Below are 16,517 nucleotides of genomic sequence, written 5' to 3'. Positions count from 1 at the left end.
GATCTGCATGCGCCTAACCACGATCAAACTCACCGGGTTCAAGTCCTTCGTCGACTCGACCACCTTGCATCTGCCTACCAATATGATTGGTGTGGTGGGGCCTAATGGCTGCGGCAAGTCCAACATCATCGACGCCATTCGCTGGGTGATGGGCGAGAGTGCGGCCAGCCGTTTGCGCGGCGATTCGATCACTGACGTGATCTTTTCCGGCTCCAATGCGCGCAAGCCGGTGGGACAGGCGACGGTCGAGCTGATCTTCGACAACTCCGACGGCACCATTCAGGGCGAATACGCCCAGTACGCGGAAATCTCGGTGAAACGCCAGGTGACGCGCGACGGGCAGTCGTCGTACTTCCTCAATGGTGCGCGTTGCCGCCGCCGCGACATCACCGACCTGTTTCTGGGTACCGGTTTGGGTCCGCGCAGCTACTCGATCATTGAGCAAGGCATGATCAGCCAGATCATCGAGGCGCACCCGGAAGAGTTGCGTACGCATCTGGAAGAGGCCGCGGGCATTTCCAAGTACAAAGAGCGCCGCAAGGAAACCGAGAGCCGCATCAAGGCTACGCGCGAAAATCTTGATCGCGTGCGCGACGTGCGCGACGAGGTGGACAAGCAACTGGAGCACTTCAACCGTCAGGCGCGTGCCGCCGAACGCTGGAAGGCTTACAAGGAAGAACAAACCCACAAGGAAGCCGAACTGCGCGCGCTGGAATACCGTGGGCTCAAAAGCCAGCACGACGGGCAGGGACAGGGGCTTTCCGCAGCGGAAATTGAAATCGAAAAGCGCATGACTACCCAGCGCCAGATCGAATCACAGATCGAAAGTGCGCGTGAGCGTCACACCGAAATCGGCGAACATCTGAACACAGTGCAGGCCGAGGTCTACAAGGTGGGCGCCGAGATCGCGCGTGTCGAACAACAGGTTCGCTACAACCGCGAAACCGCCGAACGTTTGCAGCGTGTGCACGCTGACACCGAGCGCGAACACGGTGAACTTGCCGCGCACATTGCGACGGATCGCGAGCAGATTGAAACCTTGCGCCTGGCCTTGTCCGAAGGCGAGCCGAGGCTGGAAGCCCTGCAACAGATGCAGGATGAAACGGCGGATGCCCAGCGCGAAACGGAAACCAAGCTGGCCGATTGGCAGCCGCGCTGGGATACCTATACGCGCACGGCTGGCGAAGCGAGCCGCGCGGCTGAAGTCGAACGTACCAAATTGGCTTACCTCGATCGCCAGTCGATGGATTTAGGCAAGCGCAAGGAAACCCTGGATAACGAGCAGAAAGCCACTAACGTGGCCGCGCTCGATGCTGCTGCCGAACAGTTGCACAGCGAGCACGATACACAGCGTGAGCGCGTCGAATCGCTAGGTGACCTGCTCGATCAGCACAAGCTGAGCTATGAAAAAGTGCAGGACGAAGAGCGGCAGGTGCAGGCTGTGCTGAACGAAGCACGCCAGCAGTTGCAGACGGCGCGCGGTCGTCTCGCTTCGCTGGAGGCCTTGCAGAATGCTGCGCTGGGGCAGGAAGAAAGCGCGGCCAGCGCGTGGTTGTCGCAGTTCGGATTGGACAAGAAGCGCCGGCTTGGCGAAGTGCTGCAAGTCGAAGCGGGTTGGGAAACGGCGGTCGAAACCGTGCTGTCCGGTTTTATTGATAGCGTATTGGTTGACGGCGCGCATGATCTGGCGTGCGAATTCCCTGGGCTTAAAGATGCTGACGTGGCTTTGCTGAATGCGACCGAGGGTGGCGCTTCCACCGCAGGTACACTAGCCGCGTATGTGCGTGGTCCGGCTTCGGCGATGGCCATTCTCGGTCACGTGCTGATTGCCGAAGCGATCGATGAAGCCCATCGTCGCGTCTCTGAACTTTCAGCCTTGGCACCGTATCAGTCGGTGATTACCCGGACGGGCGAGTGGCTGGGGCCGGGCTGGGCTCGTGTGCGTCGTGCGCAAGGCAATCAGGTCGGCGTGCTGGCACGCGAACGCGAGATTCGTGTACTGACTGAACAGATCGAGTCGCTTGAGGCGCAGATCGAAGAAGCCACTGCGCGGATGGATACCTTGCGCACCAGCAAGTTCGAGGCCGAGCGTGCCCGCGACGACGCACAACGCGAGCTGTACAACGCGCATCGTCGTCAGTCCGAACTGGCCGGGCAGTTGCAGAGTCATCACGGCAAGGTGGAAACCGCCCGGGCCCGTGCCGAAAAAGTGGCCGGCGAGATCACCACGCTGATCGAACAGATGGACGAGTTGCAAGTACAAACGCGCGATGCGCGCGCACGTCTGGACGAATCGGTCAACAACATGGGCGATCTGGAAGACCAGCGCCGCGAGTTGGAGAACGAACGGCGCGCCCTGCTGGAAGCGCGTGAAGAAGCGCGCATGAACGCCCGCGAGGCCGCGGACCAGGCGCATGCATTGGCGTTGAGCCTGGAATCCAAGCGTTCTTCGCGGACCTCGCTTGAGCAAGCGTTGGCGCGTATGGACAGTCAGGTTCGCGTGATCGAAGCACGCCGCATCGAAATTGCCGAACAGCTCGAAGCGGGCGCTGATCCGATTGCCGAGCTGGAAGCCGAGCGTCAGACCTATCTTGATCAACGCCTGCTGGTCGATCGCCAGCTCGTTGATGCACGTCGCGCGTTAGAAGATTGCGATATCGAATTGCGCAAACTGGAGCAGCAGCGTCACAATCTTGAGCAGGAGCTATCCGGGCTGCGCGAGAAAGTATCCGAACAGAAGCTCGCTGCGCAGGCGTTGCAGATGCGTGCCGACCAGCTTGCCGAAGCGATTGCGGCCTCCGGCCTGGATCTGGAAACCTTGCTGTCCGAACTCGCTGAAGATATCGATGCTACGCAGTGGCGTCAGCAGCTTGCCGATCTCGGCCAGAAGATCGCTCGTCTGGAGCCAGTCAACCTGGCTGCTATTCAAGAGCACGCTGAGCAAAGCGAGCGCAAGACCTACCTCGACAATCAGCTCACTGACCTGACCAGCGCGATGGAAACGCTGGAGAATGCGATCAAGAAGATCGACCGCGAAACCCGCCAGCGTTTCAAGGAAACCTTCGATCGTGTCAATGCCGGTGTACAGGAATTGTTCCCGCGCCTGTTCGGTGGTGGGCATGCCTATCTGGAGCTTACCGGTGACGATCTGCTCAGCACGGGCGTTTCGATCATGGCCCGCCCGCCGGGCAAGCGCGTATCGAACATCACCTTGCTGTCCGGTGGTGAAAAGGCGTTGACGGCAGTTTCGCTGGTGTTCGCCATCTTCGCCCTGAACCCGGCGCCTTTCTGTTTGCTGGACGAAGTGGATGCGCCGCTCGACGAGGCGAATGTGGGCCGTTTCTCCAACATGGTGCGCGAGATGAGCGAAAAGGTGCAGTTCATCTTCGTCAGTCACAACAAGGCCACCATGGAAGCGGCCAGCCAGCTCTGCGGCGTTACCATGCGTGAGCCAGGTGTTTCGCGTCTTGTGCAGGTTGACCTTGCCGAAGCGGCCAAGCTGGCTGGCGCCGCTTGAGGAGTTACATCATGTCTGGAATCGAGTTGGCTTTTGCGTGGAATCCATGGGTGGGCATCCCGCTCATGATCATTGGCATCATCGTGCTGATGCTGGTGTGGCTGTTCGGCGAACCTAAGAAAGAGCAGGGCAAGCGCCGTCCCGCACCAGAGCCGAGTGTGGAACGCCGCGAGCCGACGCTGGGTGGATCGCCCGGCGAGGATGATGTTTTCAGAGATATTGGCGACGATCGGCACGATTTGCTGTTTTCGGAAACAGCCCCCCAGCAAGGTGAGCTGGACGTGGGGTTGCGCGAAGAGCTGGAAAAACTGGGGGCTACCTTGGCGGATCAACGCCATGGTCATAGCACCGTGCAGATGCCCAAGCCGACCGGTCATGCCGCCTCGATTGTCGACATATTACGTGCTCCCTCGCAGCCCATAGCGCCGTCGGAGTCGGTAGCGAAGCCAGTTGCTCATGCGCCGTCTGTGGCGGCGGATGTTCACGAAACATCCGCTGCCGCACCGGTGTCCGCTCCCACGCCAGCACCACGGATTCCGCCTCGCTCCGACCTCGGCAAGCGCCCGTCGCAGGTGCCGGTCGAACGTATCGTCAGCTTGTTCGTGGTGGCCCGTGAAGACCATTTCTTCCATGGTGCCGATCTCATCGTGGCCACTGAGAAGGCGGGTCTGGAGTACGGCGACATGGGCATCTATCACCGACTGGTTGACGGCAAGCGCGAAGTCGGGTCGATCTTCAGCGTCGCCAACATGCTCAAGCCGGGTAGCTTCGATCTTACGCGCGTCGACGCGCTGCGTACGCCTGGCCTCAGTTTCTTCATGGCGCTGCCGGGCCCGGTCACTGCGCTGGATGCCTGGGATGCGATGCTGCCAACGGCACAGCGGCTGGCAGAACTGCTCGATGGTCAAGTGCTTGACGAGGAGCGCAATGCACTCGGTCGGCAGCGCATTGCGCATATTCGCGACGAACTGCGTGGCTGGGATCGTGACCATGATGGTGGCGAGATCCGCTTCGGTCGCTGAGATGACAGTCTTACTGGGTGCCATGCTAGTCTTCTCGTCTCGTTTGGACATCCATACTGCCGCTCATGACCGTCGAATCCAAGCTTCCGAAAGTAGGTACCACTATCTTCAGCGTGATGAGCCATCTAGCCGTGCAGCACAAGGCGGTCAACCTGGGTCAGGGTTTTCCTGATTTCGAACCACCGCAAGCATTGCGTGATGCCATCGATCGGGCCATGTCGAACGGATTCAATCAATACGCGTCCAGCATCGGTACGGTGGCGCTGCGCGAGCAGATCGCATTGAAGACTGCGCGGCTTTATGCTCATAAGATCAGTCCCGAAAGTGATGTCACGGTCACTTCCGGTGCGACCGAGGCGCTGTTTGCGGCGATTGCGGCGCTAGTGCGCGCTGGCGATGAAGTGATCGTGTTCGATCCAGCTTACGATTCCTATGAGCCTGCCATTGATCTGCAAGGTGCGCGTGCCGTGCATGTACCGCTGACTGTGCCGAGCTTTTCAATCGATTGGCAGCGCGTGCGTGATGCGACTACGCCGAAAACGCGAATGATCCTCATCAACAGCCCGCATAACCCATCGGGTGCCGTGTTGTCGTCGGCAGATCTGGAAGAGCTTGCCGCCATCGTGCGCGACACGCCCATCGTCGTGCTGTCGGATGAAGTGTATGAGCACATCGTGTACGACGGCGCGGCACACGAGAGCGTGCTGCGTCATCCGGAACTGGCGGCGCGCAGCATCGTGGTGTCGAGTTTTGGCAAGACGTTCCATTGCACCGGCTGGAAAGTGGGCTATGCGGTGGCGCCTCCCCATTTGTCGGCGGAATTCCGCAAGGTGCATCAATACCTGACTTTCTCCACCTTCCATCCCGCACAGGCGGCGTTTGCCGAGTTTCTTGCCAGCACGCCGGAGCATTATCTGGAACTGTCGAGCTTCTATCAGGCCAAGCGCGATCGTTTCCGCAGCCTGCTCGCACCATCGCGCCTGACGTTGCTGGATGTGCCGGGTGGTTATTTTCAGTTGGTGGATTATTCAGCCATCCGCGACGAAGACGATCTCGCGTTCTGCGAATGGCTGGTGAAAGAGGGTGGGGTGGCTGCCATTCCGCTCACGCCGTTCTATGAAAAAGCACCAGGTACGCGCCTGGTGCGCCTGTGCTTCGCCAAGAGCGATGCCACTATGGATGCCGCAGCAGAGCGTCTATGCAAACTCTGAATGTTTCCCTCGTGCAAGGCGCCACGCGCTGGCACGATGCGCCCGCCAATCGCGAGTATTACGGTTCACTGCTACGTCGCGTAGCCGGGCAAAGTGACCTGATCGTGTTGCCGGAAACCTTTCTTTCCGGCTTCAGTAATGACACGAGTCATGCTGCCGAAGGCATGGACGGCAAAGGTGTGGCGTGGATGCGTGCATTGGCTGGCGAGGTCAATGCGGTTGTTACGGGTAGCCTTGCCATTCGCGAAGGCGACAAAGTTTACAACCGATTGATCTGGGCGCGGCCGGATGGCAGTTTTGCGCAGTACGACAAGCGTCATTTGTTCCGCATGGCGGGCGAGCACTTGCGTTATGGAGGCGGCTCCGAGCGCCTGATCGTGAAGCTGAAGGGCTGGCGAATCTTACCGCAGGTCTGCTACGACCTGCGTTTTCCGGTGTGGTTGCGTAATCGTCGGCTTGAATCGGCGGCGGGCGGCATGGATTACGACCTGGCTTTTTTCGTTGCCAATTGGCCTGCTCCGCGTCGACAACCCTGGTGCACGTTGCTGCGTGCTCGTGCGATCGAAAATCTGGCCTACGTCATCGGCGTGAACCGCGTTGGTACGGATGGCAACGATCTTCCTTACGCGGGCGACAGTGCGGTCATCGATCCAGTGGGTGAGCCGCTTGTCGAGTTGGGTGTTCAGGAACAGGTGATCACGGTGTCACTCGATCCGGCTTCATTGTTGGCACACCGTGAGCGCTTTCCGGCATGGATGGATGCGGACGATTTCACGCTCAACATCATGTAAATGCGAATTGCCACGGGGATCGATGGGTTGCTGTCAGGTGCGTGAATAGAATATTTCAAAAAAAATCACAAAGAGTATTGACGGCTGCGGCCAGTACCTGAATAATTTCGCTTCTTGCTTCAGCGCCTTCCGAAGGTCGGGTCGGGTCGGCGCCGGTGGCAGAAGGTTGTACTGCGCGCCCGTAGCTCAGCTGGATAGAGTACCAGGCTACGAACTTGGTGGTCGGGAGTTCGAATCTCTCCGGGCGCGCCATATTCGCAAAAGCATGATGTCGGTTTGAGTCATGTTTACATTGCAGGCGGGGCATTGCTTGCAAGCCGGACAAAAAAATGAAGTCCGGCGTGTTCGATACGGATTGACGGGCCAGAGTGTCACCCGTAGCATTTCTAAGCTTCGGTACGCGAAAGCTGGCCGGGTTTCGAAAATCGGGGTATAGCTCAGCCTGGTAGAGCGCCAGCTTTGGGAGCTGGATGTCGTGGGTTCGAATCCCTCTGCCCCGACCAGCAGGTGTTATGCTTCAGTCAAGCGCCTGTAGCTCAACCGGATAGAGCATCGGCCTTCTAAGCCGACGGTTGCAGGTTCGATTCCTGTCGGGCGCGCCAGATACTTAGGTTACGGTGGGCGTAGCTCAGTTGGTTAGAGTACCGGATTGTGATTCCGGTTGTCGTGGGTTCGAGTCCCATCGTCCACCCCAATTTGCAAGATTAAAAACGAGTTTTTCAGGGCCGTTAGCTCAGTTGGTAGAGCAGTTGACTCTTAATCAATTGGTCCAAGGTTCGAATCCTTGACGGCCCACCAATTCAGACAGGCACTTAGGTAACCCCTAGGTGCTTTTTTGTTCCGCAATTCCCTATCTGTTCCGCAATTTTTACTTTGTCAGGGTCACTTTCGCGCCGCGGCGCTGCCGGACATAGTGCTCCGTCATCGTCACTGAGGAGTGTCCCAGCTGCTGCTGGGACTGGCGAATGTCGTCGGCTTTGTCGGTGCCGGCCTTTGCACGCAGGTCGCGGAACTGGAAGACGGCCTTCTCAGCCCCGGCTGACTACGCGCCCGGTCGAATGCGCGACGTAGGCCGCCGTGAGTGAGCGGCTGGCCATCCTCGGTGACGATCAGTCAGGTGGGTTGGGCCACGTAGGAGGCTTTGCGGGCAGTGGATCCGGGCCAGGAGTTCGACCACCAGCTTGCTGGCGATCTCGATGCGGCGACGCGCCCCCGGTTTTCCCTTGTTTAACGTGCAGAAAACCTTCGCGGACATCCCGCTCGTCCATTCGGAGGGTGTTGGCGACCCGCTGGCCGGTGAGATAGGCCAGGTCCATGGCGTCTTGTAGCGGGACTGAGACCACCTGCCAGACGGCCTGATAGACGTCGTCCTCGATGTAGACGTCGCGACCGTCTTCGCGAAAGCCCTTGACCCCTCGCAAGGATTGGGTAGGGCGGTGTAGCCCAATTCACGAGACCCGTTCCAGGCATGCGAGAGAAGGGTTTTTCGCAGTTCGCGCCGATTTTCGCCTTAGCCCCCCGCCAGCGTAGGTATTGTTTGAATTGACGCTGCCATCACGAAGAGTACAGTAGAGCTCAATCGCTACCCCACCTTGAAGTCCGGTTACTTGGTCAAAAACATTCAACAGCGAGCAACGCCAGTCAGCCATAACATTGGGTCTCCCTTGTGGAGTCCCTGCAGGCTTCAAACCACGAAACGATGAACGCCATGGGTTGTGACAACAAGCCGTAGATGTGTAGTCGCAGATGATCGCCGCCCGTGAAATGTCATCCCGACCAGCTCACACTGTCGCTTCGTCCGTCACGCTATCGCAGGCTTAACGTTTAGGGGAGGGGTATATGAATCGTTATCCGTTATGTCCGCGGCGTTGGTTAGCGCTGTGTGTCCTGGGCGCCTTGAGTCTCAGCGCGACAATGTTGACGTTGGCCCGACAAACCATACAGGTGCAGTCTCCCACCGAGCGGTTGCTGTATACGTTTGGGCTCCAGCACACCAACGATGGAGCCAATCCCTCTGCCGGACTCCTCCGAGACGCAAGCGGCAATTTGTATGGCACAACCTGCTTCAAGGGTGCCCATGGAGCCGGTACGGTGTTCAACGTGTATTTCAATCCCGGATCAGGGAGATACCTGGAAAAGGTACTCTATGCATTCGCATCGGGAAGCGACGGAGCCCATCCCCGGGCGAGACTTATCCAAGACACGCGCGGCAGTCTGTATGGCACAACAGAATCCGGTGGCCATGGCTATGGCACCGTGTTTAAACTCACACTCAATCCTTCCACGGGAACATACACGGAAAGCGTGCTCTATGCGTTCGGGGGGACGGGGGATGGATCCCTTCCTTATGCAGGACTCGTCTAAGATGCGAGCGGCAATTTGTATGGCACGACAACGGAAGGTGGCAATGGCGTCGGTACCGTGTTCAAACTCACCCTCAATCCTTCCACGGGGACATATACGGAAAGCGTGCTCCATACATTTGGCACGAAAGGATTTAACGACGGACACTTTCCTGTAGCTGGACTCCTCCAAGACGCGCGTGGCAATCTGTATGGCACGACAGAACACGGTGGCAATGTTTGCAATGAAGGCACTGTGTTCAAACTCACCTTCAATCCTTCCACGGGGACATATACGGAAAGCGTGCTCTATGAATTTGGTTCGAATGGGGTCACGGATGGAGCTAGGCCCACTGCCGGACTCATCCAAGACAAGAGCGGCAATTTGTATGGTACGACAACGGAAGGTGGCAATGGCGTCGGCACTGTGTTCAAACTCACCCTCAACGCTTTGGGGGCGTACACGGAAAGCGTGCTTTATAGGTTTGGTGCGATTGGGTTTCCCCAAGCGGAACTCCTCCAAGATATACAGGGCAACCTGTATGGCACGACAGAACACGGTGGCCAACATAACCATGGCAGCGTGTTCAAACTGACCCTTAATCCTTCGTCGGGGACATACACGGAAAGCGTGCTCCATGCGTTCGCAGGGGAGAGGGATGGAGCCGCTCCCTTGGCTGGACTTATCCTAGACGCGAGTGGCCATCTGTATGGCACCACCTATAGTGGTGGCGGCAATGCCTCTGGCAACGCGGACGGTACGGTGTTTGAGATCACGCCCGAAACCAACCTGTAGAGTTTCCCTGGCTGTGCTCTCTCTCGATCACAATTTTTCTTGAACTCTAGAGTGCAAGCTCTTTCGTTCAAAAAAGAATGGGTCCTAGGTGACTATCGATCCAAAGCAATGGGCTGAAGAAGTGTTCGGTGAATGAATTCATAAAGGACCCGCATTGCTATGGGTCCTTTTTGTTTGTCTGAAATTACTGTCAGCCGAGGCGCCAAGCGCTTGTGCTGGCCGCGGACACAACCGTAAAATGATGGGCTTGGCATAAGGTAATCATCAACTTAGGGTCGTGGCCTAACAGCTTTTCAATGCATTTCGGCGCTACGCGTTGAAAATTGTTGGAAATCCGAGGCTTGCAATCTGGGGATCGATGCGAAAGTGGCGGAATTGGTAGACGCACTGGATTTAGGTTCCAGCGGGTAACCCCCGTAAGGGTTCGAGTCCCTTCTTTCGCACCACCGACCTTGAGCTGATTTTGCGGGCGGCCAGACCGCTGCGGCGCAGTCACGAGCCATCACAGATAATTCCAGGAGACGTCATGCAGTTTTCCGTTGAAAACGTCGGCAAACTTGAACGCAGGCTCACGGTCAAATTTCCCGCTGAGCGGTTCGAGACGCAGGTCAGTGCTCGCATCGCTGAGATGAGCCGCACGGTGCGCCTGAAGGGCTTCCGCCCTGGCAAAGTACCGGCCTACGTGATCCAGCAGCGCTTCGGCGCGCAGGTGCGTGGCGAGGTGCTTTCGGACCTGATCGGCAGCACGCTGCGTGAAGCCTTTGAGAAGGAAAACCTGCGTCCGGTTGCCAACCCGGCGATCGATACGACGGGCAAGCCGGAAAACGGTGAAATTGCCTATACGGCAACCTTCGAAGTGATGCCGGAATTCCCGGAAATCGACGTCGCTGTGCTGGAAATCAGCCGTCCAGTGGCCGAAGTCACCGACGCCGACATCGAGAGGATGGTCGAAACCTTGCGTCAGCAGCGCCGCAGCTTCGATGAAGTCCAACGTGCCTCTGTCGAGGGTGATTTCGTGATGTTCGAATACGTCGCTGCCGCTAACGACTACTGCTTCCCCGTCGAAGGTATGGAGCGCGCGGGCAGCATCATCGGCTCAGGCACCCTGTTCAAGGCGCTGGATAGCGCGCTGACCGACCACAAGGCGGGCGACGAGTTTGAAACCGAGATCGAGTTTCCGGCTGATTTTCGCAATGACCAGCTCGCGGGCAAGACCGCCAAAGTCAACTTCAAGATCGTGAAGGTGCAGGAACAGAAGCTGCCGGAAGTCGACGTCGAGTTCATCAAGCTGTTCGGCATCGCCGATGGCGACATGGACAACTTCCGCAAGGAGGTCCGTGCCAACCTCGAGCGCGAGCTGAAGGCTGCGTTGATGGGCCGTCTGAAGTCCCAGGTGGCCGAGAAGCTGGCCGAATCGCACAAGGAACTGGACGTACCGAACCTGATGGTGCAGTCTGAAGCGCGTAATCTTGCTGCCAGCAGCGTACCGCGTGGCCAGCAGCCTACGGCGCATCTTGTTGATTCGGCCGCGTCTGCCGCGCGTATGCGTGTGATCGCCGGCCTGTTGATGGGCGAAATCGCCCGCAAGCAGCAGTTGAAACTGGACCGCACCCGTCTGGCCGAACAGCTCGCCGCGATTGCCTCTACCTACGAAGAGCCGGAAAAGGTCATTGAACTGTACAACGACGATCCCCAACTGATGTCCGGACTGCAGAACCGTGTCATGGAAGATCAGGTAGCGGAGTGGGTGGCCGATCACGCCAAGACCACCGTCCAGAACCTGAGCTTCGACGAAGTAATGCGCCCGGTCGGTGCCTGAGACGATTCGATCAGGTCCGGCTATAGTCTGACCCAATCCCACGAATCGCTCTTCAGTCCCCACACGCGGAGAATCGCACGCATGGCCATGGATCCCATCCATAACCTCAATCTGGTGCCGATCGTTGTCGAGCAGACCGCTCGTGGCGAACGTTCGTATGACATCTACTCGCGCCTGCTGAAGGAGCGTGTGATCTTCCTGGTCGGCGAAGTGAACGACCAGGTGGCCAATCTGCTCGTGGCCCAGATGCTGTTCCTGGAGTCGGAAAACCCCGATAAGGACATCCATTTGTATATCAACAGCCCAGGCGGTGCCGTGACTGCCGGATTGGCGATCTACGACACCATGCAGTTCGTCAAACCTGACGTCAGCACCATGTGCATCGGCCAGGCCTGCAGCGCCGCTTCGTTGCTGCTGATGGCCGGGGCCAAAGGCAAGCGCTACTCGCTGCCCAACTCTCGTGTAATGATCCACCAGCCATCCGGCGGCGCCCGCGGTCAGGCGACCGATATAGAGATACAGGCCCAGGAAATCCTGTACCTGCGCCGCCGCCTGAACGATATCTACGTTCAACATACCGGCCAGCTTCTGGAGAAGATCGAGCGCGATATGGAGCGTGACCGCTTTATGAGCGCTGAGGCAGCCCAGGAATATGGCTTGATCGACGCCGTTCTGGACCGCCGTGCGGTCGAAACGGTCAAATCCGCCTGATTTGGGCCGATTTAGAGCCTGTTTGCGATCTGCGCATAGCCCGTGTTGTGCCGAGCGGCCGCCATGGGGAGATCGCAGACAGGCTCTAATTTTAGGCATGCGTGGGTTCCGCATCCGGGTGCGGACTCGGAACCCTGTGCTATTCTCGACCCGTAACCGGGATTTACCAGCAGGATCAAACGAATGAGCGACGAGCGGCAGGGCCGTTCCAATGACAGCGGCAAGATTCTTTACTGCTCCTTCTGCGGCAAGAGCCAACATGAAGTACGTAAGCTGATCGCGGGTCCGTCCGTGTTCATCTGCGACGAGTGTGTGGAGCTGTGTAACGACATCATCCGTGAGGAGCTGGAAGAAAAGGCCGCCTCCGGGCGTAGCCAGTTGCCCAAGCCCAAGGAAATCATGGAGACCCTCGACCAGTACGTGGTCGGGCAGACGCGCGCCAAGAAAGCACTCGCCGTTGCAGTCTACAACCATTACAAGCGGATGGAGTCTCGCCAACGCAGCGACGATATCGAGCTGGGCAAGTCCAATATTCTGCTTATCGGCCCGACCGGTTCGGGCAAGACACTACTGGCGGAAACGCTTGCGCGCTTGCTCAACGTTCCGTTCACGATCGCCGACGCTACCACGCTGACCGAAGCGGGTTACGTGGGCGAGGACGTCGAAAACATTATCCAAAAGCTATTGCAGAAGTGCGACTACGATGTCGAGAAGGCGCAATCGGGCATCGTTTACATTGACGAAATCGACAAGATCTCGCGCAAGAGCGAAAACCCATCGATCACTCGCGACGTGTCCGGCGAAGGTGTGCAGCAGGCGTTGCTGAAGCTTATCGAAGGCACGCTCGCTTCGGTGCCCCCGCAGGGCGGTCGCAAGCACCCGCAGCAGGAATTCCTACAGGTTGATACCAAGAACATCCTGTTCATCTGCGGTGGCGCCTTTGCAGGTCTGGAAAAAGTTATCCAGCAGCGCTCCGAAACAACGGGCATCGGTTTCTCGGCTGAGGTACGTTCGAAGGAACGCACGGAAAATCTTGGCAAGGTTCTAGCAGAAGTCGAGCCGGCGGATCTGGTGCGCTTCGGCCTGATTCCGGAATTCGTCGGCCGTCTGCCTGTTGTGGCTACACTGGACGAACTCGACGAATCTGCATTGGTTAAAATCCTCACCGAACCGCGCAACGCCGTCACGAAACAGTTTCGCAAACTGTTCGATATGGAAGGCGTCGAGTTGGAATTCCGTCCAGAGGCACTGCAAGCCGTCGCACGCAAAGCACTTAAGCGCAAGACGGGTGCGCGTGGTTTGCGCACCATCCTTGAACAAGTACTGCTCGACACGATGTACGAACTACCGTCGCTGGAACACGTCAGCAAGGTAGTGGTGGATGACGCAGTGATCGAAGGGCAGGCCGAACCCTACCTGATCTATCGCGGAAGCTTGCAGCAGCAACCGAGGATCAGCAGCGAAAGCGGCGACGCCGCAGCTTGATCATCTGATTGTTACAGAGTCCGCATTCCGCGGCCCTGGCGGGCAACTGCCGGGGCCGCGTGTTTTTCGTTGCTTGGCGGGCACTTGAGTGCCAGCCACATCGCCTCCACTTGACGAGACAGTGACCTCGGCGCAGTGTCGGGGTTGAAAGGCTCATTTTTCGCGAGAGAATTCCAGCGATGGTAAAAATTGCCGCAAGTCCTGCCGCCATTGGCACCCTTCTGGATGCGCTGCCGGTGCTACCCCTGCGCGATGTTGTGGTCTATCCACACATGGTGATTCCGCTGTTTGTCGGCCGTGACAAATCCATGCGCGCGCTTGAACGTGCGATGGAAGGCGAGCGCCAGATCCTGCTGGTGGCTCAGAAGAGCCCCGATATCGATGATCCTGCGGTCAAGGACCTTCACCAAGTCGGCACACTTGCAGGTGTGTTGCAATTGTTGAAATTGCCTGACGGTACCGTGAAGGTGCTGGTCGAAGGCCAGTCGCGCGTGGTGATCGAGGAATATCACGATGACGCCGGCATGCTTACTGCACGCTCGCGTGTGATCGAGCCCGTCTACAGTGTGAAAGAGCGCGAGCTGGATGTCGTATCGCGCACCTTGATCTCGCTGTTCGAGCAACTGGTCAAACAGAGCCGCAAGCTGCCGCCGGAGGTGCTGGCAACCTTGTCGAGCATCGATGATCCCTCGCGTCTTGCCGACTCCATTGCGGCACATCTCACTGTGCGCATGTCCGACAAGCAACGCGTGCTGGAAACGGCCGATGTCGGTCAACGGCTTGAATTGTTGATTGGCCTGGTCGATGGCGAGATCGATCTGCAACAGGTGGAAAAGCGCATCCGCGGCAGGGTGAAGTCGCAGATGGAAAAGAGTCAGCGTGACTACTACCTCAATGAACAAATGAAGGCCATCCAGAAAGAGTTGGGCGAGGGTGAGGATGGCCCGAACGAAATCGAAGAGCTGCAAAAGAAGATCGAAGATGCTGGCATGCCCAAGCCGGTGCTGGCCAAAGCGCGCCAGGAATTCGGCAAGCTCAAACAGATGTCGCCGATGTCCGCCGAAGCTACGGTGGTGCGCAACTATCTAGATTGGCTGATCGGCGTGCCGTGGAAAAAGCGCAGCAAAGTGCGCAAAGATCTCGCGCTCGCACAGGACGTGCTAGATGCCGATCATTTTGGTCTGGAGAAGGTCAAGGAACGCATCCTTGAATACCTCGCTGTGCAGCAGCGCGTCAGCGCTATGAAGGGTCCCATTCTTTGTCTCGTCGGCCCGCCGGGTGTGGGTAAGACCTCGCTTGGCCAATCGATTGCCAAGGCGACCAATCGCAAGTTCGTTCGCATGAGCCTGGGTGGCGTACGCGATGAGGCGGAAATTCGTGGTCATCGCCGTACCTATATCGGTTCGATGCCAGGTCGTATCGTGCAGAACATGAACAAAGTCGGTAGCAAAAATCCGCTGTTCGTGCTGGACGAGATCGACAAGATGTCGATGGATTTTCGCGGCGATCCGTCATCGGCGCTGTTGGAAGTGCTCGATCCGGAGCAGAACCACGCGTTCAACGATCATTATTTGGAAGTCGATCTCGACCTTTCCGAAGTGATGTGGATTGCGACGGCTAACTCGCTCAACATTCCTGGTCCGTTGCTGGATCGCATGGAAGTCATTCGTATCCCCGGTTACACCGAAGACGAAAAACTCGCCATTGCACAGAAATATCTGTTGCCCAAGCAGATCAAAGCCAACGGTCTGAAGCCGGACGAAATCAGCGTCGACGAAGAGGCTGTGCGCGACATCGTGCGTTACTACACGCGCGAATCGGGTGTTCGCAATCTTGAGCGTGAGATCTCCAAAATCTGCCGCAAGGTGGTTAAGCAACTCACGCTGGGTGAGCATAAGAAGGCTATGGAGAAAACCAAGGTTGTCGCCGAGAAAGCCAAGTCTGCGGAAACCAAGAAAGGCAAAATCAAGGCCGTGCTCGGTAAGGTACGGGTCAACTCTGACAATCTGGATCATTACCTCGGCGTGCGCCGCTTCGACTTCGGTCGTAAGGAACTGCAGAACGAAGTGGGGCTAGTGACGGGTTTGGCCTGGACCCAGGTCGGTGGCGATCTGCTCAGCATCGAAGCATCGATCGTGCCCGGCAAGGGGCGCCAGGTGCACACCGGCCAGCTTGGCGATGTCATGAAGGAATCGATCCAGGCCGCATTGTCGGTGGTGCGCGCGCGTGCCGCCCGCTTCGGCATCGATCCGGACTTCCATGAGAAATTGGACTTGCATATCCACGTGCCGGAAGGTGCCACGCCCAAGGATGGTCCCAGCGCGGGTATTGCCATGTGTACGGCACTCGTATCCGCCTTGACCAAGGTGCCAGTGCGCTCCGAGGTCGCCATGACGGGTGAGATCACTCTGCGCGGTCGCGTACTGCCCATCGGAGGCTTAAAGGAAAAGCTGCTTGCAGCTCATCGCGGAGGCATCACCACCGTGATCATTCCGGACGAGAACCGCAAGGATCTTGCGGATATTCCGGAAAACATCACTGGGTCGCTGGATATCCATGCGGTGCGCTGGATCGATGAGGTATTGGATATTGCGCTCGAGCGTCCACTGCAACCACTATCTGCCAAGGAGGAGGCGGAGCCCGCTGCGGCATCGGCAGAGACTACTTCGCACGAAGAGGCGGCCGAAGCACCTACGCGCACGCACTAAGTGCACTGACTTTGTTGTGATTGCGACGGGCGACACGTTTTATGTGTCGCCCGTTTCACACCAAGCCACACCATTGCCAAGCAACGCTTGCACGGTATGTTGTGGTGCCCGTCGT

At 58.0% G+C, this 16,517-nt stretch carries 9 protein-coding genes and 6 tRNA genes; all 15 read left to right on the top strand.

Going from position 1 to position 16,517, the window contains the following annotated elements:
* The first annotated feature begins 7 nt into the window (after positions 1 to 7).
* The 15 genes from smc (at position 8) to lon (ending at position 16,402) form a co-directional block, all read left to right on the top strand.
* Positions 8 to 3,517 carry a chromosome segregation protein SMC gene (gene smc / locus EO087_RS06750; protein WP_128898196.1) on the top strand — a complete coding sequence of 1,170 codons (3,510 nt, stop codon included), beginning with the start codon at positions 8 to 10 and terminating at the stop codon, positions 3,515 to 3,517.
* Positions 3,518 to 3,528: 11 nt separating this feature from the next.
* Positions 3,529 to 4,539 (top strand): cell division protein ZipA, encoded by a 1,011-nt coding sequence (gene zipA, locus EO087_RS06745; protein ID WP_205744451.1) that lies wholly within the window; start codon positions 3,529 to 3,531, stop codon positions 4,537 to 4,539.
* Positions 4,540 to 4,604: 65 nt separating this feature from the next.
* Positions 4,605 to 5,750 carry a pyridoxal phosphate-dependent aminotransferase gene (locus tag EO087_RS06740; protein ID WP_128898195.1) on the top strand — a complete coding sequence of 382 codons (1,146 nt, stop codon included), beginning with the start codon at positions 4,605 to 4,607 and terminating at the stop codon, positions 5,748 to 5,750.
* Entirely contained in the window at positions 5,738 to 6,541 is an 804-nt protein-coding gene (locus EO087_RS06735; protein WP_128898194.1) for an amidohydrolase, read from the top strand. The genes EO087_RS06740 and EO087_RS06735 overlap by 13 nt, the downstream gene beginning before the upstream one ends.
* Positions 6,542 to 6,716: 175 nt before the next feature.
* Positions 6,717 to 6,793: transfer RNA gene (locus EO087_RS06730), tRNA-Arg, on the top strand.
* Positions 6,794 to 6,967: 174 nt separating this feature from the next.
* Positions 6,968 to 7,044 (top strand) — tRNA-Pro (locus EO087_RS06725).
* Positions 7,045 to 7,066: 22 nt separating this feature from the next.
* Positions 7,067 to 7,143: transfer RNA gene (locus tag EO087_RS06720), tRNA-Arg, on the top strand.
* Positions 7,144 to 7,158: 15 nt separating this feature from the next.
* Positions 7,159 to 7,235 (top strand) — tRNA-His (locus EO087_RS06715).
* 28 nt (positions 7,236 to 7,263) lie between these two features.
* Positions 7,264 to 7,339: transfer RNA gene (locus tag EO087_RS06710), tRNA-Lys, on the top strand.
* Positions 7,340 to 8,920: 1,581 nt separating this feature from the next.
* Positions 8,921 to 9,679 carry a choice-of-anchor tandem repeat GloVer-containing protein gene (locus EO087_RS06700; RefSeq protein ID WP_343133208.1) on the top strand — a complete coding sequence of 253 codons (759 nt, stop codon included), beginning with the start codon at positions 8,921 to 8,923 and terminating at the stop codon, positions 9,677 to 9,679.
* Between the two features lie 360 nt (positions 9,680 to 10,039).
* Positions 10,040 to 10,125: transfer RNA gene (locus EO087_RS06695), tRNA-Leu, on the top strand.
* Positions 10,126 to 10,205: 80 nt separating this feature from the next.
* On the top strand, positions 10,206 to 11,498 hold the full coding sequence (gene tig, locus EO087_RS06690; protein WP_128898192.1) for a trigger factor: 1,293 nt from the start codon (positions 10,206 to 10,208) through the stop codon (positions 11,496 to 11,498).
* 81 nt (positions 11,499 to 11,579) lie between these two features.
* The gene (gene clpP / locus EO087_RS06685) at positions 11,580 to 12,209 is read left to right on the top strand and encodes an ATP-dependent Clp endopeptidase proteolytic subunit ClpP (protein WP_128898191.1); all 630 of its coding nucleotides are present in this window, start codon (positions 11,580 to 11,582) and stop codon (positions 12,207 to 12,209) included.
* 183 nt (positions 12,210 to 12,392) lie between these two features.
* Entirely contained in the window at positions 12,393 to 13,694 is a 1,302-nt protein-coding gene (clpX, locus tag EO087_RS06680) for an ATP-dependent Clp protease ATP-binding subunit ClpX (protein ID WP_128898190.1), read from the top strand.
* A 179-nt stretch (positions 13,695 to 13,873) separates the two neighbouring features.
* Positions 13,874 to 16,402, top strand: a complete 2,529-nt coding sequence (gene lon, locus EO087_RS06675; protein WP_128898189.1) for an endopeptidase La — start codon at positions 13,874 to 13,876, stop codon at positions 16,400 to 16,402.
* Positions 16,403 to 16,517 lie beyond the last annotated feature (115 nt).

Origin of the sequence: Dyella sp. M7H15-1, from assembly GCF_004114615.1 — a bacterium.
GTDB lineage: Bacteria > Pseudomonadota > Gammaproteobacteria > Xanthomonadales > Rhodanobacteraceae > Dyella_B.
The sequence above is the reverse complement of the archived record's forward strand: the minus strand, read 5'-3'. Positions and strand labels throughout refer to the sequence as shown.